Below are 19864 nucleotides of genomic sequence, written 5' to 3'. Positions count from 1 at the left end.
TTTGAATTAGTCTTTAAAAAAAATAAAAGCTTAATCGTTTATTTGTAAAATCGATGAATCGATGCGAACAGATAAGCGAATTGACAAATAAACGAATAAACAAATAAACAATAAAATGGCATCTACATCAGATATTAGAAACGGACTTTGTATTAAATACAATCACGATATTTATAAAATTATCGAATTTTTACATGTTAAACCAGGAAAAGGACCTGCTTTTGTAAGAACAAAATTAAAAAGTTTAACCACTGGAAAAGTATTGGATAATACATTCTCAGCAGGACATAAAATTGAAGATGTTCGTGTAGAAACACATACATACCAGTATTTATATGCTGAAGGAGATCAATTTCATTTCATGAATAACGAATCCTTTGAGCAAATTACTTTGAATAAAAGTATTCTTGATAACCCAGATTTATTGAAAGAAGGTACTAATGTAATGGTTCAGGTGAATACTGAAACTGATTTGCCTTTATCTGTAGATATGCCCGCTTCAATTATTCTTGAAGTAACGTATGCTGAACCAGGAGTTAAAGGAAACACAGCAACAAATGCTACTAAATCAGCAACTGTTGAAACAGGAGCTACGGTTAACGTACCTTTGTTTATTAATGAAGGGGACAAAATTAAAATTGATACTGCTTCAGGTTCTTACATGGAGCGTGTTAAAGAGTAGTTTAATTGAAAAATTTAAAGATTAAAAAATGAAATGTTTTTAAGCTTTAAATTAACAATGGAATTTTTTAATCTTTAAATTTTTCAATCTTTAAATTAATTTATGAAATTTACAAAAGCATATTCTTTAAAAGAAATTGCAGGTTTACTGAATTGTGAATTTGTAGGGAACGAAAATTTTGAAGTTTTGGGCATGAACGAAATTCATGTGGTAGAAAAAGGAGATATTGTTTTTGTAGATCATCCTAAATACTACGAAAAAGCTTTAAATTCGGCAGCTACAATTGTTTTAATTAATAAAAAAGTGGATTGTCCTGAAGGAAAAGCGTTGTTGATTTCAGAGGATCCATTTAGTGATTTTAATAAATTAACAAGGCATTTTAAACCTTTTCAATTCTCAGGAGTTGCTATTTCTCCCTCAGCTGTTATTGGTGAAGGAACTGTAATTCAGCCGAATTCTTTTATTGGAAATCATGTTGTTATTGGTAAAAATTGTTTGATTCATTCTAATGTTTCTATTTATGACTATACGGTTTTAGGAGATAATGTAATTATTCATGCAGGAACCATTCTGGGTGCAGATGCTTTTTATTATAAAAAACGTCCTGATGGTTTTGATCAATTGCTTTCGGGTGGGCGAGTAGTTATTAAAGATAATGTTGGAATTGGCGCTTTGTGTACCATTGACAAAGGAGTTACTGGTGATACTACTATTGGCGAAGGAACAAAAATTGACAATCAGGTTCATGTAGGACATGATACTGTAATTGGAAAAAAATGTTTGATTGCTTCTCAAACCGGAATTGCAGGATGTGTTATCATTGAAGATGAAGTAACTATTTGGGGACAAGTAGGAACAACTAGCGGAATTACCATTGGTGAAAAAGCAGTTATATTAGGTCAAACCGGAGTAACTAAATCGGTCGCGGGTGGAAAAACCTATTTTGGAACACCTATTCAGGAATCCAGAGAAAAATTGAAACAATTGGCCAATATCAAAAAGATTCCAGAGATTCTAGAGAAATTAAAACAATAAATAAATGGGGTAAATTATTGCATTTTGTTAAAAAGTCAATAATTTGTGTTGAAGCTAACAAATGAGTAAAATAACAGACTTTTTTTTGATAAGAAAAGAGCTCAAATAATTTCGAAAACCTTATTTTTGCATTACAAATTTAAAAATCACATAAAATATATATCATGAGTGTTTTAGTTAACAAAGATTCCAAAATAATTGTTCAAGGTTTTACAGGAAGCGAAGGTACTTTCCACGCTTCTCAAATGATTGAATACGGTACTAACGTTGTAGGTGGTGTAACTCCAGGAAAAGGAGGGTCAACTCATTTAGATCTTCCAGTTTTTAATACAGTTAAAGATGCGGTTGAGAAAGCAGGTGCTGATACTTCTATTATTTTTGTACCGCCAGCTTTTGCTGCTGATGCTATTATGGAAGCTGCTGATGCTGGAATTAAAGTAATTATTGCAATTACTGAAGGTATTCCTGTTGCTGATATGATCTATGCAAACAACTACGTTAAAGAGAGAAATGCTAGATTAATTGGACCTAACTGTCCAGGTATCATCACTCCAGGTGAAGCTAAAGTAGGTATCATGCCAGGTTTTGTTTTCAAAAAAGGAACTATTGGTATTGTTTCTAAATCAGGAACTTTAACTTACGAAGCTGCTGACCAAGTAGTAAAACAAGGATTAGGAATCACTACTGCTATCGGTATTGGTGGAGATCCAATCATTGGAACAACTACTAAAGAAGCGGTTGAGTTATTGATGAACGATCCAGAAACTGAAGCAATTATCATGATTGGTGAAATTGGTGGACAATTAGAAGCTGATGCTGCTAAATGGATTAGAGCTGATGGTAACCGTAAGCCTGTAATTGGTTTCATCGCTGGAGAAACTGCTCCTGCTGGTAGAACTATGGGACATGCTGGTGCTATTGTTGGAGGTTCTGATGATACAGCTGCTGCTAAAAAACAAATTATGAGAGACAACGGAATTCACGTTGTTGATTCACCAGCTGAAATTGGTAAAAAAGTAAAAGAAGTTTTAGGATAATCTCTAAAACCGAATTTAAATACATTAAGCCTCACATTTGTGGGGCTTTTTTAGTATAAAACAGAATTAAAGAAATACATTTGCACTCGATTAAAATTAGGAATACTAATTTTGTTTGAAATAAATAAAAATTAATAATTGGTTTCAAAAAAACAGGCTTTTATTTGCCCTCTTTTTGAAAATCCAATTCAAAAGAGATTACTATGTATAAGGAATTAGAAGGATTCACAGTTAAAAATCAGTTTTCATTAACAATAGAAGATAGCTTAGAAGAAGTTTGTAATGCTACTGAAGGTTCAGGTATATTTTTAGTTTATGATGTTGCTGATACAAAAGAATTAATCATGGTCGGTTCTACAGGAACAGTACAAAATGATGGTACTTTGAAAACTAAAAATGGTGGATTGTATGACAAAATTGTAAACGGTCACCAATTTGCAAAAACAGGAAGAAAATATTCTTGGCCTGCACAAATGAAAAAAGAAGAAATTAGCCGTTTAGAAGTAGTTTGGTACGAAACATTTAATGACGATACTAAAGTGATTCCAACTTTTGTGGAAGGACAAGTTTTACAAAATTTTTTGAACGAAAACGCTAAATTGCCAAGATGGAATGTAGCTTTCTAGTTCATTTTCAATGCAATAAAATAATATTAGGAATAGCCTTGCTTCGGTAAGGCTTTTTTTATACCATAAATTTTATAAAACAGCTAAATCGTTTATATTTGTATCTCAATTTAGTAAATAAACTTATATCATAATATGAAATTACTCGAAGGAAAAGTAGCTATCATCACAGGCGCAAGTCGCGGAATAGGAAGAGGAATTGCAGAAGTATTTGCAAAACATGGTGCCAATGTAGCTTTTACTTACAGCGCATCTGCTGAATCAGCTTTGGCTTTAGAAAATGAATTAAACGCTTTAGGCATTAAAGCCAAAGGATATAAATCCAATGCAGCTGATTTTAATGAAGCACAAACTTTAGTAGATTCTGTTTTAGCTGATTTTGGTACAGTTGATATTTTGATCAATAATGCTGGAATTACAAAAGACAATTTATTAATGCGTATGTCCGAAGCTGATTTTGATCAGGTAATCGATGTGAACTTGAAATCGGTTTTTAATATGACGAAAGCCATTCAAAAAACATTTTTGAAAAAACGTGCGGGTTCAATCATCAATATTAGTTCAGTTGTAGGAGTTTCTGGAAATGCAGGACAAACCAATTATGCTGCGTCTAAGGCTGGTGCTATTGGATTTACAAAATCAGTAGCTTTAGAATTAGGTTCTCGTAACATCCGTTGCAATGCTATTGCACCAGGATTTATTGAAACTGAAATGACTGCTAAATTAAGCGAAGATGTTGTAAAAGGCTGGACTGAAGGAATTCCGTTGAAACGTGGTGGAACTACTGAAGATGTAGCCAATGCTTGTTTATTCTTAGCTTCAGACTTGAGTGCTTATGTAACAGGACAAGTATTGAATGTTTGCGGAGGAATGCTTACTTAATATTCATTCAAAGATTTAATGATTTAAGAATTTAAAGATTTTTTATATTCGTAAATGTTTAGAATTTTTAAATTATTTAATTTTTCAATCTTTAAATTAAAAAATAAATGACAACTAACACCATTCTACTGATTATACTTTCTTTAATAGTAGCAGTTGGGTTGTCTTATTTTCAATATTATTACAAAGCCAAGAGTACATTAAAAGTTAATTTGCTCTTGGCTTTTTTACGTTTTTTAGGTATTTTTGGTTTGTTATTGTTGTTGATTAATCCATTGATTACAACTAATACTACTGTTGTTGATAAACCGAATCTCGCCATTGTTGTTGATAATTCGAGTTCGATTACGAATTTGAAAGCAGATAATGTAGCAACCGAATTGCATTCGAAACTTACATCAAATAAAGATTTAAAAGAAAAATACAATATTCAATCCTATCAATTTGATTCGGAATTTTTGCCTTTTCAGAAATTAGATTTTAAAGGAACACAAACCAATTTAGACGGAATTGCTAAAGGATTAAAAGCTATTAATCGAAATAATTCTTTCCCAACGGTATTGATTAGTGATGGTAATCAAACATCAGGGAATGATTATGTTTATAGTTTTGATGCTTCTAATAAAGTTTTTCCTGTAGTTTTAGGAGATACGACGAAGGTTTTGGATTTGAAAATCAACCAACTGAATGTCAATAAATATGCTTTTCTAAAGAATAAATTTCCTGTAGAAGTGTTTTTACACTATTCTGGTACAAAAAATATAACTGCTGATTTTCAAATTTCGCAGGGAAATTCCGTTTTAAACAAACAGCGTGTTTCTTTTTCTCCAACTAAAAATACAGCGGTTGTAAATGTACTTTTAACTGCAAATAAAATAGGAACACAGTTGTATAAGGCGAGTTTAATTTCGGCTGAAAAAGAAATAAACAGCTATAACAATCATAAAAATTTTGCTGTCGAAATCATTGATCAAAAAACAAATGTTGCTATAGTTTCATCCATAAATCATCCTGATGTAGCAGCTTTAAAACGAGCCATTGAATCTAATGCACAACGTAAAGTAACTGTTTTTAACACTAAACAAATCAATCAATTAAATGATTACAATGTTTTGATTTTATATCAGCCTAGATCTGAATTTAAAGCTATTTTTGACTCGAATAAATTGGCTCGAATCAATACATTTATTATTACAGGCACACATACTGATTTTGGATTTTTAAACCAACAACAGAACAATTTAGAATTTAAAATGACTTCACAAAAAGAAGATTACTTGGCGGGATTTAATTCGCAATTCAATCTTTTTGCTCTTGATAATATTGGTTTCGAAAATTTTCCACCTTTGCAAAATCCGTATGGAAAAATTAAAACCAATGGAAGTACCAGTATTTTGCTTTCTTCAAAAATTAGAAATATGGAGACCGAAGCGCCTTTGCTTGCTTTTGGTGAAAACCAAGGAAGCCGTTCTGCATTTTTGTTAGGAGAAAACAGTTGGAAATGGCGTTTAGAAAGTTATATTCAAAATGAATCTTTCGATAAGTACGATGTTTTTATTGATAAAATCGTTCAGTTTTTAGCGAGTACTAATTCTAAAAAATCATTGGTTGTTAACCACGAAAGTTTCTATAATTCAGGCGATGCTATTGAAATTACAGCGCAATATTTCAATAAAAATTATGAATTTGACGAAAAAGCACATTTGAGCATTGCATTGGTCCATTCGAAAACTAAAAAAACTACAACTTACGATTTATTGAAAGGTAATAATGCTTACAAAGTTAATTTGGACGGTTTACCAGCTGGAACATATAATTTTACGGTAAAAGAATTGAATTCAAAATCGACGTATTCGAGTCATTTTGAAATTTTAGATTTTGATATCGAAAAACAATTTGTAAATCCAGACTTGGATCGATTGAATCAATTAGCTGCATTGACACAAGGAAAAGTGTGTTTTCCAAATCAAATGGATGCGTTAATCCAATCACTTTTAGTGGATGAAGATTATAAAACGATTGAAAAAAACAACATCAGTCGTTCGCCTTTGATTGACTGGAAATGGTTGTTGGTTTTAATTTGTAGTTTTTTTGCCATCGAATGGTTTGTTCGAAAATACAATGGTTTATTGTAACTAATTTTAAATTTTAATACAAAAGATTTCTCTTGAATAAACAATCAAAAATTTTTCCTGAAAACGGAATCTTTAATTTCGAAAAACATAGCAGAGTACAGCAGATTATTTTTGTTAGTTTGCTTATCGTTTGCTTGACAGGAATAATAAGTCCGCCCATTGCATTATTGCTTGGATTATTGGTTGCTAATATCTCAGGACATCCCTGGTTGCATTTAAATCATAAAATCATTCACGTTTTACTTCAGGTTTCGGTAGTGGGTTTGGGGTTTGGAATGAATGTTACCAATGCTTTACATTCGAGCAAAGAAGGTTTTATATTAACGGTTGTCACTTTGTTTAGTACCATTTTATTGGGAACTTTTTTAGGAAAATGGCTCAAGACAGATAAAAAAACGTCTCATTTAATTTCGTGTGGAACTGCTATTTGCGGAGGAAGTGCCATTGCAGCGATTACTCCAGTTATTAAATCGGATGAAAAGCAAACTTCGGTAGCTTTAGGTGTCATTTTTATTCTGAATTCGATTGCATTGTTTTTATTCCCAACAATCGGACATTGGTTGGAATTGTCTCAAGAAGATTTCGGGTTGTGGTGCGCCTTAGCTATTCACGATACGAGTTCGGTAGTAGGAGCGGCTAATAAATATGGTTCATTGGCTTTGCAAATTGCAACTACAGTAAAACTGGCGCGTGCTTTATGGATTATTCCTATTGTTTTATTAACGAGTTTCTTGTTTAAGAATAAAACCAGCAAAATAAAAATCCCATATTTTATAGGATTTTTTATATTGGCAATGATTGTAAATACTTACGTTCCTCAAGCAGCAATTGTAACGCCACATATTGTTTCAATTGCTAAAATTGGATTAACGATTACTTTGTTTTTTATTGGTTCAGGACTAAGTAGCTCCGTTTTGCTAGCCGTTGGAATAAAACCTTTAATACAAGGTGTTTTGTTATGGGGATTTATTGCATCTTTGTCATTAATTGCTATTTTGTATTTGAATTAAAAAAAAAATTATGAACGACGCACATTTACACCTGTTAGTAAACCATTTTCCAATTGTTGGAACTATTTTGGGATTATTGATTTTATTAGGAGGTTTGTTTTTTAAAAACAATTCGGTAAAAAACACTGCTTATTTTTTATTTATTGTCGCAGCCGTTTTTGCCGCATTTAGTATGGCTACTGGAGAAGGAGCCGAAGAACTGGTAGAAGATATGCCTAATATTGGTCACGAAATTGTTCATAATCATGAAGAATTAGCTGAAAAATTTGCCATCATCATGTATTTACTTGGAGTTGTTTCCATTATTGGATTGATAACCAATATCAAAAAACATCCAAAAGCGAGTTTCTTTTCTTATGCAATTCTAGTTATAGCAATAGTTGCCGTATTTTTTTCTACAAAAGTGGGAACTTCTGGAGGAGAAATACGTCATACTGAAATTCGTCCTGAAGAAACGGTTCAGAATAGTAATGTTGAGAGTCCGAAATAATTGGTTAATAGAGTTAGAGTCACTTTAAAATTAATTTCCCTTATTCCTAAAGGGTATAATTTTGATGAATTTTAAAGAAATTTTTCACCCTTTAGGGACGGGGAAAAAGAAAATTTCTTTTTTAATATTTTCGAAACATTTAGTTAAATTAAAAATTTGGTTGTAACTATTTTATCACTTATATTTGCAGCACAATTTTAAGATTAATACAAAATCATAATGTTATCAAATCAATTGCATCATCATCATTCACATTATTGCTCTCAAGCGATGTGTTAATGGTATGCGTGTAAATCATCATATTAATAAACCCGTTTGAGTACATCAAACGGGTTTTTCATTGTGTGTTAAGTCCTTTGTACTCAAACACATTCAATAAAACATAAAAAAACAAAACAATGAGTACGCTAAAAATTGCAATTCAAAAATCAGGTAGATTAAACGAAGAAAGTATCCAAATTCTTAAAGATGCGGGGATTTCTATCAACAATGGTATTGATCAGTTAAAGGCTGAAGCATCAAATTTTCCATTAGAAGTTTTGTATTTAAGAAACTCCGATATTCCTCAATATTTAATTGATGGAGTGGTGGATATTGCTATTGTAGGAGACAATTTATTAGTTGAAAAAGGAAAAAACATTGAAGTAATTCAAAAATTAGGTTTTTCTAAATGTAAAGTTTCTATTGCCGTACCTAAGGCGTTTGAGTACAATTCAATTCAGGATTTGAATGGTTTGCGTGTGGCAACATCTTATCCAAATACGGTGATTGATTATTGCAATTCAAAAGGAGTAACCGTTGATATTCACCAAATTTCTGGTTCAGTTGAAATTGCACCAAATATTGGTTTAGCCGATGCCATTGTAGATATCGTTTCCAGCGGAAGTACGTTGTTTAAAAACAATTTGAAAGAAGTAGAAGTAATCTTTAAAAGCGAAGCCGTTTTAGCGGTTTCTCCAAAAGTTTCTGCTGAATCACAAGAAATAATTAATACGTTAAAGTTTAGAATCGAATCGGTATTAAGAGCTCGTAAATCAAAATACATTTTGATGAATGTGTCTAACGATAAAATCGAAGCGGTAAGCAGTATTCTTCCAGTATTGAAAAGTGCTACGGTAATGCCATTGGCTCAGGAAGGTTGGAGTAGTGTACACACCGTAATTGACAAAGATACTTTTTGGGAAGTGATTGACCAATTGAAAGCAGCAGGAGCTGAAGGGATTTTGGTTTGCCCAATTGAGAAAATGGTACTTTAAAAAGTTAGAAGTTGGGAGTTGGAAGTATTCAAAAAATCGAATAACAACTGACACTTAACTCATAACTCATAGCCCATAACCCATAACTTAACAACATGAATAAGATATACAATCCAACGCCAGATATCTGGGCTTCTATTTTAGAAAGACCAACTAAAACGGTAAACGATATCGAACAAACGGTAAAAGAAATTTTTTCGGCTGTTCAAAAAGACGGAGATGTGGCTGTTGCCCAATACACGACGCAGTTTGATGACGTAAGTTTTGAAAACATCGAAGTTACTACTGCCGAAATCGACGCTGCTGTTGCAACTTTGCCTAATGATTTAAAAGAAGCAATTGCTTTGGCAAAAGCCAATATAGAAAAATTTCATCAAGCGCAAAAAACCACTCGTGTTTCTGTTGAAACGACTGAAGGCGTGCAATGTTGGCAAGAAAAAAGACCAATTCAAAAAGTAGGTTTGTACATTCCTGGCGGCACAGCACCTTTGTTTTCTACTGTTTTGATGTTGGCTGTTCCTGCTAAAATTGCGGGTTGTAGTGAAATCGTTTTGTGTTCGCCTCCCGATAAAAATGGAAATATCAATCCTGCTATTTTGTATGCTGCTCATTTATGTGGTGTGACTAAAATCATAAAAGTTGGTGGAATTCAAGCAATTGCGGGAATGACCTTTGGTACACAAGCCATCCCAAAAGTGTATAAAATTTTTGGGCCTGGAAACCAATATGTAACGGTAGCGAAGCAATTAGCGACGCAGTTTGGTGTAGCCATTGATATGCCTGCTGGCCCATCTGAATTGTTAGTTGTGGCTGATGACACGGCTGTGCCTGCCTTTGTAGCTTCGGATTTATTGTCGCAAGCAGAACACGGAACAGATAGTCAGGTAATTTTAGTTTCAACTTCTAAAGCGATGATGGATGCAGTTGAAAACGAAATTCAATTACAATTAAATGTTTTGCCTAGAAAAGCGATAGCTGAAAAAGCGATAGCCAATTCGAAATTGATTTTTGTTGAAAATGATGCTATTGCATTGGATTTAATCAACGAATACGGCCCAGAACACTTTATTGTTTGTACTGCCAATAATGATTTTTATGTTGATGGAATCCAAAATGCAGGTTCAGTTTTTATAGGTAATTATACGCCAGAAAGTGCCGGAGATTACGCTTCGGGAACCAATCATACCTTGCCAACAAATGGTTATGCTAAGAATTATAGCGGTGTGAATTTGGATAGTTTTATGAAATCGATGACATTTCAAAAAATCTCTGAACAAGGAATTCAAAACATAGGAAAAGCGATTGAAAATATGGCAGAAGCCGAAGGTTTACAAGCGCACAAAAATGCGGTTACTTTGAGATTGAAAAGTTTAGAATAAAAAAGATAATAGAATATAGATAAAAGAGAATAGATAGAAATTTTAGAATCATAGTAAAGTCTATATTCTATGCTCTATTTTCTTTATTTTTTATAAAATAAGAAAATGAAAAATTTCGATATAAATAGTTTAGTTCGTGATAACGTAAAGGTGTTGAAGCCTTATTCGTCAGCACGTGATGAATTTGAAGATTTTGACACTGCTAATATGGTGTTTTTGGATGCCAATGAGAATCCGTATCAAAATGGAGTAAACCGTTATCCAGATCCACAACAAGCGAGCGTAAAAGCAGTTTTAGCTAAAAATAAAGGGTTAAATACCAATCAAATTTTGCTTGGAAACGGAAGTGACGAAGTATTGGATTTGTTGTTCAGAGCTTTTTGTGAGCCAAAAGAAGACAATGTAATTTCGTTGCCGCCAACTTACGGAATGTATGGTGTTTTAGCCAATATTAATAATGTAGAGCATAAAGAAATTTTGCTTTCTGAGAGTTTCCAACCCAGAGTAGAAGCGATTTTAGAAGCGGTAACTGCAAACACTAAAATTATCTTTTTGTGTTCACCGAATAACCCAACTGGGAATTCATTTACCGAAGAAAGTGTTACTACCATATTAGAAAAATTCAATGGTTTTGTAGTCATTGACGAAGCTTATATTGACTTTTCAGATAAGGCAAGTTGGTTAGCCAAATTAGATCAATATCCTAATTTGATTATTACACAGACCTTATCTAAAGCGTATGGTTTGGCAGGAATTCGTTTAGGAATTTGTTATGGTTCACCTGAAGTTATTGCAGTTTTGAATAAAATCAAACCTCCGTATAACGTAAACGAATTGACGCAACAAAGAGCATTAGAAAGATTGAAAGATCAATCAAAAATTGATAACGAAATCACCTCAATCATAGCACAAAGAGAAGCTTTATTACAAGTTTTAGATCAAGTATCTTTTGTGGAGAAAATCTATCCAACAGAGGCAAATTTTATCCTGGTAAAAGTAGACGATGCCAACAAACGTTATGATGAATTAATCGCTAAAGGAATCGTAATTAGAAACAGAACTACGCAGCCTTTATGTGAAAACTGCTTGCGTTTTACTATTGGAACGGAAGAAGAGAATAAGAAGTTGATGGAGGCTTTAAAAGAGATTCGTTAATTTTTTTAAATATACTTGACCAAATATTTTAATCGAATTACTAACCCTTCTAGGGTTTCAAACCCTAGAAGGGTTAAATACTAAATAAATAATGAAAAAAGTACTTTTTATAGATCGTGATGGAACGATTGTTTTAGAACCAGAAGGATATCAATTAGACAGCTTGGAAAAATTAGAGTTTTATCCAAAAGCATTTCAATATTTGGCTAAAATTGCTACCGAATTGGATTATGAATTAGCAATGGTAACCAATCAGGATGGTTTGGGAACAGCTAGTTTTCCTGAAGATACCTTTTGGCCAACACAGGATTTTATTCTGAAAGCGTTTCAAAACGAAGGAGTGCTTTTTGATGATATTTTCATTGATCGTTCTTTTCCAGAAGACAATGCGCCTACACGCAAGCCACGCACAGGAATGTTGACTAAATACATTGATAATCCAAACTACGATTTGGCAAACTCATTTGTTCTTGGTGACCGACTAACTGATATTGAATTGGCTAAAAACCTTGGTGCAAAAGCCATCTTTTTGAATACTACTGACGGAGCTGGAAGTAGCGAAATCAGTGCTAAAAGAGAAGAATTAGATGTTGTTATTGCATTACAATCTACGGATTGGAAACAAATATACGAGTTCTTGAAATTAGAAGCACGTACCGCTTCGATTACCAGAAAAACACACGAAACAGATATTTATATCAAGTTAAACCTGGATGGAACGGGAAAAAGCAACATCGATACAGGAATTGCTTTCTTCGACCACATGTTAGACCAAATTTCGCGTCACGGACAAATGGACTTGGATATCAAAGTAAAAGGAGATTTGGAAGTGGATGAACACCACACCATTGAAGATACTGCGATTGCTTTAGGAGAAGTGTATGCAAAAGCCTTAGGGAATAAATTAGGAATTGAGCGTTACGGTTTCTGTTTGCCAATGGACGATTGTTTAGCGCAAGTAGCTATTGATTTTGGTGGAAGAAATTGGTTGATTTGGGAAACCGAATTCAAACGTGAAACGGTGGGTAAAATGCCAACAGAGATGTTTTTCCACTTTTTCAAATCATTTTCTGATGGGGCAAAAGCCAATATCAACATCAAAGCAGAAGGCGATAATGAGCATCACAAAATTGAAGCTATCTTTAAAGCTTTTGCAAAAGCGATAAAAGTTGCTGTAAAACGTGATACAGAAAAAATGATTTTACCTTCAACGAAAGGAATGCTTTAAAAGTTTATAGTTGTCGGTTGATAGTTGTTGGCTATCAACCGACAACCGACAACTAACAACTAAAACAATGAAAATAGTAATCATAAATTACGGAGCAGGAAATATTCAAAGTATTCTATTTGCCATAGAAAGGCTCGGATATTCTGCTGTGTTAACCAATAATCCTGAGGAAATAAAAGCTGCGGATAAAGTCATTTTTCCAGGCGTAGGAGAGGCAAGTTATGCCATGAAAATGCTAAAAGAAAGCGGATTAGATACTTTGATTCCCACGCTTACCCAACCTGTTTTGGGAATTTGTTTGGGAATGCAATTGATGTGTAAACACACGCAAGAAGGCGATACGACTGGTTTAGGGATTTTTGACGTAGATGTGATTAAGTTTACGCCAAAAGTAAAAGTACCACAAATGGGTTGGAATACCATTTACAATCTAAAATCGGATTTGTTTAAAGATGTTTCTGAAAAAGAATACATGTATTTAGTACACAGTTTTTACGCACCACTTTGTGACGAAGCCATTGCAACCACTAATTACGAAGTAGAATACGCTTCAGCATTAGAAAATAATAATTTTTACGGAACTCAATTTCACCCTGAAAAAAGCGGTGATGTGGGGGAGAAAATTCTAGGGAATTTTCTTGAATTGAAAAATTAAAAGATTTAAAGATTTAAGAATTAGGCATCACCGATAGCATAATCTTTTAATCTTTAAATTCTTCAATCTTTAAATAAAAATAAATGAGAATAATACCAGCAATAGACATCATCGACGGAAAATGTGTTCGTTTATCCAAAGGCGATTACAATACCAAAATTATATACAACGAAAATCCGCTTGAGGTTGCCAAAGAATTTGAAGCACACGGAATCGAATATTTGCATTTGGTTGATTTAGATGGAGCTAAATCAAGCAAGATTGTAAACCATAAAATTTTGGAACAAATTGCTTCTCAAACCAAATTAAAGATTGATTTTGGTGGTGGATTAAAAGCAGATTCTGATTTGAAAATTGCTTTCGAAAGTGGTGCAAACCAAATTACAGGAGGAAGTATTGCGGTAAAAAACCGTGCTATTTTCGAAAAATGGATTGCTGAATATGGTGCAGATAAAATTATTTTAGGAGCTGATGCTAATAACGAAAAAGTAGCTGTTTCTGGTTGGTTAGAAGATTCTAACGAAGATTTAGTTCCTTTTATTCAGGATTATCAATCTAAAGGAATTGAGTATGTAATTTGCACTGATATTGCCAAAGACGGAATGTTAGAAGGCCCAAGTTTTGATTTGTATGCTAAGGTTATAAAAGAAGCTAACGGAATAAAATTAATTGCTTCAGGAGGAATTTCTACTTTTGATGAATTGCCTAAATTAGCCGAATTAGGTTGCGAAGGAACAATAATTGGAAAAGCAATTTACGAAGGAAGAATTAGTTTGAAACAATTGGAACAATATATTTTAAGTAAATAATTTGAAAATTAGATAATTTGGAAATGTAACAATGAATTTTCAAATTGATTAATTTTCAAATTTTCAAATTATAAAGAATGTTAACAAAAAGAATAATCCCTTGTCTCGATATTAAAAACGGAAGAACCGTAAAAGGTGTTAATTTCGTAGATTTGCGAGATGCAGGAGATCCGGTGGAATTAGCTAAAATTTATTCGGATGAAGGTGCGGATGAATTGGTGTTTTTAGATATTTCAGCAACTGAAGAAAGAAGACGTACTTTGGTTGATTTGGTTCGAAAAGTAGCCGCAACTATCAATATTCCATTTACTGTAGGTGGTGGGATTTCGGCAGTTTCTGATGTAGAAGTGCTGTTGCAAAATGGAGCTGACAAAGTTTCGATTAATTCATCGGCAGTAAAAAATCCGCAATTGATTAATGATTTGGCACAGAAATTTGGTAGCCAATGTATTGTTGTTGCTATTGATGCCAAGCAAATTGATGGAGAATGGATTGTACATTTGGTAGGTGGAAAAGTGCCAACAGAAATCAAATTATTTGATTGGGCACAAGAAGTAGAACAAAGAGGAGCAGGAGAAATTCTGTTTACGTCCATGAATCACGACGGAACTAAAAATGGTTTTGCTAATGAAGCTTTGGCTAAATTGTCAACTTTAGTCAATATTCCAATTATTGCTTCGGGAGGAGCAGGAAACATTCAGCATTTTGCAGATACATTCATTGATGGAAAAGCAGATGCAGCCTTAGCAGCAAGTGTTTTTCATTTCAAGGAAATTGAAATCAAAACCTTGAAAAAGGAATTAAAAAAGAGTAATATAGCAGTTAGAGTGTAAGGGTTAGAAGTTATATGTTAAACGTTAAGAGCTAATGTTTAACCTACTCAATACCTAATAACCCCTAACTCATAACTAATAACTTAAAAAAAATGGAAATAGATTTTTCAAAATTGGCACACGGGTTAATTCCTGCAATTATTCAAGATAGTGAAACAAAAAATGTTTTGATGTTAGGCTACATGAATGCTGAAGCCTACCAAAAAACAATTGAAACAGGAAAAGTAACTTTTTACAGCCGTTCTAAGCAACGTCTTTGGACTAAAGGGGAAGAAAGTGGTCATTTTTTAAACTTGGTTGATGTTAAAAATGATTGCGATGGAGATACCTTATTGATACAGGCAAATCCTGTTGGACCTACTTGTCACACAGGTGCTGATACTTGTTGGCAAACGCCAAATGAAAACAGTTACGGATTTATTTCTCATTTAGAAGATACTATTCAAAGCCGAAGAGAAAAAGCCGATTCAGAACAAAGTTATGTAGCTTCTCTTTTTGCAAAAGGAATTAACAAAATTGCTCAAAAAGTAGGTGAAGAAGCGATAGAAGTGGTAATCGAAGCTAAAGATTCGAATGATAATTTATTCTTAAGCGAAAGTGCCGATTTATTATTTCATTATTTGATTTTATTACAAGCCAAAGGATTTAAGCTGGATGATGTAATTTCGATTTTAAAAGACCGTCAGAAATAGCAGCCTTATTTTTTGTGTTAATTTACTTAAAAACGAGTCTATTAGGGAATAAAATTGATCTCTAGACTCGTTTTTTCTTTTACCCAAAAAAGCAATCCGCTATATTTACCACATAAATAAAACACTTAGAAATAACCCCTTATGATTTTTGATAACACTCATTTTTCAGAAGATTTAATTACCACTAAAATAAAAACAGGATTACATATCATATTAACAACTGACGAAGATGACTCTCGTCCAGTTTATATTTCAGGAAATTTCAATGATTGGCTTACCCAGGACAAAAATTTTGTGATGGAAAAAGTAGGTACTGGATTGTATCATTTTAAATTTGCACATGATTTTGTATTGCCCAATACGATTTTGTATAAATTCACCAAAGGAGATTGGAGTGCGGTAGAAATTGATGCTATTGGTGAACGAACAGAAAATCGTTCTACAAATAATCACACAGGAATCCAAAAAGAGCATGTATTTCGCTGGAGAAAAAATTGGTTGCCTTTTAAGCCTAATTTCTTACCTCAAATCCAATTGATTTCGGATGAATTTGAAATACCGCAATTGAATACTACACGCAAAGTTTGGGCGCTTTTACCACACGATTACGATTATTCTAACGAAAGTTATCCCGTAATGTATTTACAGGATGCTCAGAATTTATTCAATGAAAATTCAGGATATGGCAACTGGCAAATTGACAAAAAATTAGCGGTAATGTCAGAGTATAACGTGGGTAAAATTATTGTTATTGCTGTTGAACATGCCGAAGAAGATCGATTAAAAGAATACAATGTTGGGAAAACAATTTTGGGAAAAGGACAGGGCAAAAAATACATTAAATTTTTAGTCGAAACACTCAAACCTTATGTTGATGATCATTTTAGAACCAAAAAAGAAAGAGCATTTACTGGAATAGGCGGAAGTTCTATGGGTGGATTAATCAGTATTTTTTCAGGTTTAAGACATCCAGATGTTTTTGGGAAATTGATGATTTTTTCTCCATCACTTTGGGTTGTTCCTAAAATGGAGTTGAAAACTTATGAAAATTCAGAAGCTACAAAAATCTATTTGTATGCTGGTGGCGATGAAAGTGAAACGATGATAGAACATGTAGAAACCTTTAAAAACAGTATACTCGAAAGCGAATTTGTTGCTGATAAAATGAAGATTAATTTGAGCATCAACAAATTAGGAAAGCATAACGAAACGTATTGGAGTGACGAATTCCCCAAGGCAATAGAATGGCTCTTTTTTAACACTAAAGACAATTAAATGAAAATAACAACGATTGATAGTTTAGATAATTTTTCAGGAACTGTTTTAGTTCCCGTTTTTGAAACCACTGCTAGAAATTTGATTCCTATCGAATTTGATGGCGTAGTAATAGCTTCTAAAGTTTTTTTTGGGAAAAAAGACACTCATTATTTAGCCGAAAAAAATGATAAAACTTATATTTTTATTGGTTTAGGAAAATCAATTGACTACAAATCATTAAAAACAATATTTAGAAGAATAGCAACTAAAGAAAAAGACACATTTAGCCACAATGTGTCTTTATTTTTACCAGATGACTTTACCGAAGAGCAAGTAGAAGCAGCTATTTCAGGCTTGTATTTAGGAACCTATAATTTAGGACATTATAAAAAACAAGAGTTTCATCCGTTTTTAAATGTGGAATTTGAACTTAAAATTTTAGCTGCAAAAGAGTATTCAACAGTAATAGAAAAAGCTTTAAAAATTGCAAAAGCACAACTGGAAACTTTTACATTAGTGGATTTACCTCCAAATGTAGTTACTCCAAAATATTTAGCTAATTGGGCACAAGAGAAAGGAAATCAATATGGTTTTGACGTAAAGATTCTAGGATTAGAAGCGGCAAAAAAAGAAAATTTAGGCGCTTTTGTGGCTGTTGGAAAAGGCAGTGATAATGAAGCTCAATTTGTAATTATGAATTACAGCCCTAAAGAAACTATTGCTAATTTAAAGCACGTAGGTTTAGTTGGTAAAGGAATTACGTTTGATACAGGAGGATTGAATATCAAAACCGCAGGAATGGTTCACATGAAATGTGATATGGCTGGCGGCGCTGCTGTTCTTGGAGCGATGCAATTGATTGCCGATTTACAATTACCTATAAAAGTGACTGCAATTGTTCCTTGTGCAGAAAATTCAGTCGATAGCAAGTCTTTTTTACCTAGTGATGTTATTTATAGTTACAGCGGAAATTCGATTGAAATTATCGATACCGATGCCGAAGGCCGATTGGTTTTAGCCGATGGATTGTCGTATTTAATTAAAAATTATAATCCTGAATATATTGTAGACATTGCCACACTTACCGGAAGTAGTGTAGCTACTCTAGGATATGAAGCGGGTGCTTTGTTTACCAATAATGAATTGATTTCTAAAAAAATTCAAGATGCAGGAGATTCAATAGGCGAACGATTGTGGCCTTTACCCTTGTGGGATTCGTATAAAAAAGACATTGAAAGCGATATTGCCGATGTTAAGAATTTCAGTGGAAAACCAGCAGCTGGAGCTATTAGTGCCGCTAAGTTTTTAGAGTTTTTTATACAAGAACATACTGCCTGGGCACACTTGGATATTGCTGGTGTTGCGTTTGGTGATGATGAATTTGCAAAAAGTAAACATGCAACTGCGTATGGTGTACATTTATTGATTAAATTCATAGAAAATTTATGAATTTATGGAAAGTGCTAAAAGCTTCGTTTGTATTTCAAATTATTTTAAAGGAACTGACTTTTTAATTCAGTTAAAAAAACAGGGAAACAAAGTCTATCTCGTAACCAGCGAAAAGTTAAGAGATAAGCCTTGGCCACATGATTACATAGACGAAATTTTCTACATGCAAGGTTCAGATACCGAATGGAATTTAGAGCATTTGTTGTTAGGTGTTGGTAATTTAATGAAATCAAATACGGTTGATGCCATAGTAGCATTAGACGATTTCGATGTTGAAAAAGCAACTTACCTAAGAGAAAATCTTCGTATTGATGGTATGGGACAAACTACCGGGCGTTATTTTAGAGATAAATTAGCAATGCGAATGAGAGCTAAAAGTTGCGGAATTCCTATTCCTGCCTTTTGTTCGTTATTCAACGACCATGATATCAATACTTTTGCCGATACGGTTTCGCCTCCATGGGTTTTAAAACCGCGTTCAGAAGCTTCTGCATCAGGAATTATTAAAGTTTTTGATAAGGAAAATTTGTGGATTCACATTAACGAAATGGGAAATAATCGTTTTAAATATTTATTGGAACAATTTAAACCTGGTGATGTGTACCATTGTGATAGTTTGATTTTAGATCGTAAAATTCTGTTCAGTTTGACTTCAAAATATTTAGCTACACCAATGGAAATTTCGCAAGGCGGAGGCGTTTTTAGAACTTCCAATATTCCTTATAATTCAGAGGATGACATCGAAATCAAAAAGGTAAACGAAGCAGTTTTAAAAGGCTTTGGTTTAAAGAATGGAGTGGCTCACACCGAATTTATAAAATGCAAAGAGGACGGGAAAATCTATTTTCTGGAAACTTCTTCTCGTGTAGGCGGTGCTCATATTGCTGAAATGGTAGAAGCAGCTTCAAATATCAATCTTTGGAAAGAATGGGCTATAATCGAAGACGCTTTAGTTAAAGAAAAAAAATATAAATTACCAAAAGTAAAAAAAGAATATGCGGGTATTGTTTTGACTTTGTCTAAATATCAGCATCCTGATTTATCTTCATTTTCAGATCCCGAAGTTTGTTTTAGAGTGCCTTTAGATTATCATGCGGGTTTAATTGTAAAATCAGACAATAACGATCGAATTTTAGAATTATTAAATCATTATGTAGATCGTTTAGTTACAGATTATACTGCGGTTGTACAACAAAACAAAGTGACAAAATTGCACTAAATTCTGGATTAATTCAACTACAACTTATTTAAAAA

19 protein-coding genes are annotated in these 19864 nt (G+C 33.2%); all 19 read left to right on the top strand.

The features are described 5' to 3' along the window. The first annotated feature begins 115 nt into the window (after positions 1–115). The 19 genes from efp (at position 116) to AAGV28_RS09910 (ending at position 19829) form a co-directional block, all read left to right on the top strand. Positions 116–682 (top strand): elongation factor P, encoded by a 567-nt coding sequence (gene efp / locus AAGV28_RS10000; protein WP_161643320.1) that lies wholly within the window; start codon positions 116–118, stop codon positions 680–682. Positions 683–784: 102 nt separating this feature from the next. Beyond that, positions 785–1717: a UDP-3-O-(3-hydroxymyristoyl)glucosamine N-acyltransferase gene (locus AAGV28_RS09995; protein ID WP_373406675.1), complete on the top strand. Its 933-nt coding sequence runs from the start codon at positions 785–787 to the stop codon at positions 1715–1717. Between the two features lie 164 nt (positions 1718–1881). Further along, entirely contained in the window at positions 1882–2754 is an 873-nt protein-coding gene (gene sucD, locus AAGV28_RS09990) for a succinate--CoA ligase subunit alpha (RefSeq protein WP_373406674.1), read from the top strand. Positions 2755–2957: 203 nt separating this feature from the next. Then, entirely contained in the window at positions 2958–3380 is a 423-nt protein-coding gene (locus tag AAGV28_RS09985; protein WP_373406673.1) for a hypothetical protein, read from the top strand. Between the two features lie 135 nt (positions 3381–3515). Beyond that, positions 3516–4262 (top strand): 3-oxoacyl-[acyl-carrier-protein] reductase, encoded by a 747-nt coding sequence (gene fabG / locus AAGV28_RS09980; RefSeq protein WP_373406672.1) that lies wholly within the window; start codon positions 3516–3518, stop codon positions 4260–4262. Positions 4263–4369: 107 nt separating this feature from the next. After that, the gene (locus tag AAGV28_RS09975; protein WP_373406671.1) at positions 4370–6397 is read left to right on the top strand and encodes a hypothetical protein; all 2028 of its coding nucleotides are present in this window, start codon (positions 4370–4372) and stop codon (positions 6395–6397) included. A 50-nt stretch (positions 6398–6447) separates the two neighbouring features. Further along, positions 6448–7407: a YeiH family protein gene (locus tag AAGV28_RS09970; protein ID WP_373406688.1), complete on the top strand. Its 960-nt coding sequence runs from the start codon at positions 6448–6450 to the stop codon at positions 7405–7407. A 10-nt stretch (positions 7408–7417) separates the two neighbouring features. Next, complete coding sequence (locus AAGV28_RS09965) at positions 7418–7897, top strand: DUF2231 domain-containing protein (RefSeq protein WP_373406670.1); 480 nt, start codon at positions 7418–7420, stop codon at positions 7895–7897. A 398-nt stretch (positions 7898–8295) separates the two neighbouring features. Next, a complete protein-coding gene (gene hisG / locus AAGV28_RS09960; protein ID WP_373406669.1) occupies positions 8296–9153 on the top strand; it encodes an ATP phosphoribosyltransferase in 858 nt (285 codons plus the stop codon). A 95-nt stretch (positions 9154–9248) separates the two neighbouring features. Then, a complete protein-coding gene (hisD, locus tag AAGV28_RS09955; RefSeq protein ID WP_373406668.1) occupies positions 9249–10532 on the top strand; it encodes a histidinol dehydrogenase in 1284 nt (427 codons plus the stop codon). Between the two features lie 105 nt (positions 10533–10637). Further along, positions 10638–11687: a histidinol-phosphate transaminase gene (gene hisC, locus AAGV28_RS09950; RefSeq protein ID WP_373406667.1), complete on the top strand. Its 1050-nt coding sequence runs from the start codon at positions 10638–10640 to the stop codon at positions 11685–11687. A 91-nt stretch (positions 11688–11778) separates the two neighbouring features. Beyond that, the gene (gene hisB, locus AAGV28_RS09945) at positions 11779–12915 is read left to right on the top strand and encodes a bifunctional histidinol-phosphatase/imidazoleglycerol-phosphate dehydratase HisB (protein ID WP_373406666.1); all 1137 of its coding nucleotides are present in this window, start codon (positions 11779–11781) and stop codon (positions 12913–12915) included. A gap of 67 nt (positions 12916–12982) precedes the next feature. Continuing rightward, entirely contained in the window at positions 12983–13570 is a 588-nt protein-coding gene (gene hisH, locus AAGV28_RS09940; protein WP_373406665.1) for an imidazole glycerol phosphate synthase subunit HisH, read from the top strand. Positions 13571–13653: 83 nt separating this feature from the next. Continuing rightward, on the top strand, positions 13654–14379 hold the full coding sequence (gene hisA, locus AAGV28_RS09935; RefSeq protein WP_373406664.1) for a 1-(5-phosphoribosyl)-5-[(5-phosphoribosylamino)methylideneamino]imidazole-4-carboxamide isomerase: 726 nt from the start codon (positions 13654–13656) through the stop codon (positions 14377–14379). A gap of 77 nt (positions 14380–14456) precedes the next feature. After that, positions 14457–15212, top strand: coding sequence for an imidazole glycerol phosphate synthase subunit HisF (gene hisF / locus AAGV28_RS09930; protein ID WP_373406663.1), 756 nt, complete (start codon positions 14457–14459; stop codon positions 15210–15212). 92 nt (positions 15213–15304) lie between these two features. After that, positions 15305–15904, top strand: coding sequence for a bifunctional phosphoribosyl-AMP cyclohydrolase/phosphoribosyl-ATP diphosphatase HisIE (gene hisIE / locus AAGV28_RS09925; RefSeq protein ID WP_373406662.1), 600 nt, complete (start codon positions 15305–15307; stop codon positions 15902–15904). Positions 15905–16045: 141 nt separating this feature from the next. Next, positions 16046–17179, top strand: coding sequence for an alpha/beta hydrolase (locus tag AAGV28_RS09920; RefSeq protein ID WP_373406661.1), 1134 nt, complete (start codon positions 16046–16048; stop codon positions 17177–17179). Then, the gene (locus tag AAGV28_RS09915) at positions 17180–18610 is read left to right on the top strand and encodes a leucyl aminopeptidase family protein (RefSeq protein ID WP_373406660.1); all 1431 of its coding nucleotides are present in this window, start codon (positions 17180–17182) and stop codon (positions 18608–18610) included. A 4-nt stretch (positions 18611–18614) separates the two neighbouring features. After that, positions 18615–19829: an ATP-grasp domain-containing protein gene (locus tag AAGV28_RS09910; protein ID WP_373406659.1), complete on the top strand. Its 1215-nt coding sequence runs from the start codon at positions 18615–18617 to the stop codon at positions 19827–19829. The last annotated feature ends 35 nt before the right edge of the window (positions 19830–19864 follow it).

It is taken from the genome of Flavobacterium zubiriense (assembly GCF_041729725.1).
Classification (GTDB): Bacteria; Bacteroidota; Bacteroidia; order Flavobacteriales; family Flavobacteriaceae; genus Flavobacterium; species Flavobacterium zubiriense.
The sequence above is the reverse complement of the archived record's forward strand: the minus strand, read 5'-3'. Positions and strand labels throughout refer to the sequence as shown.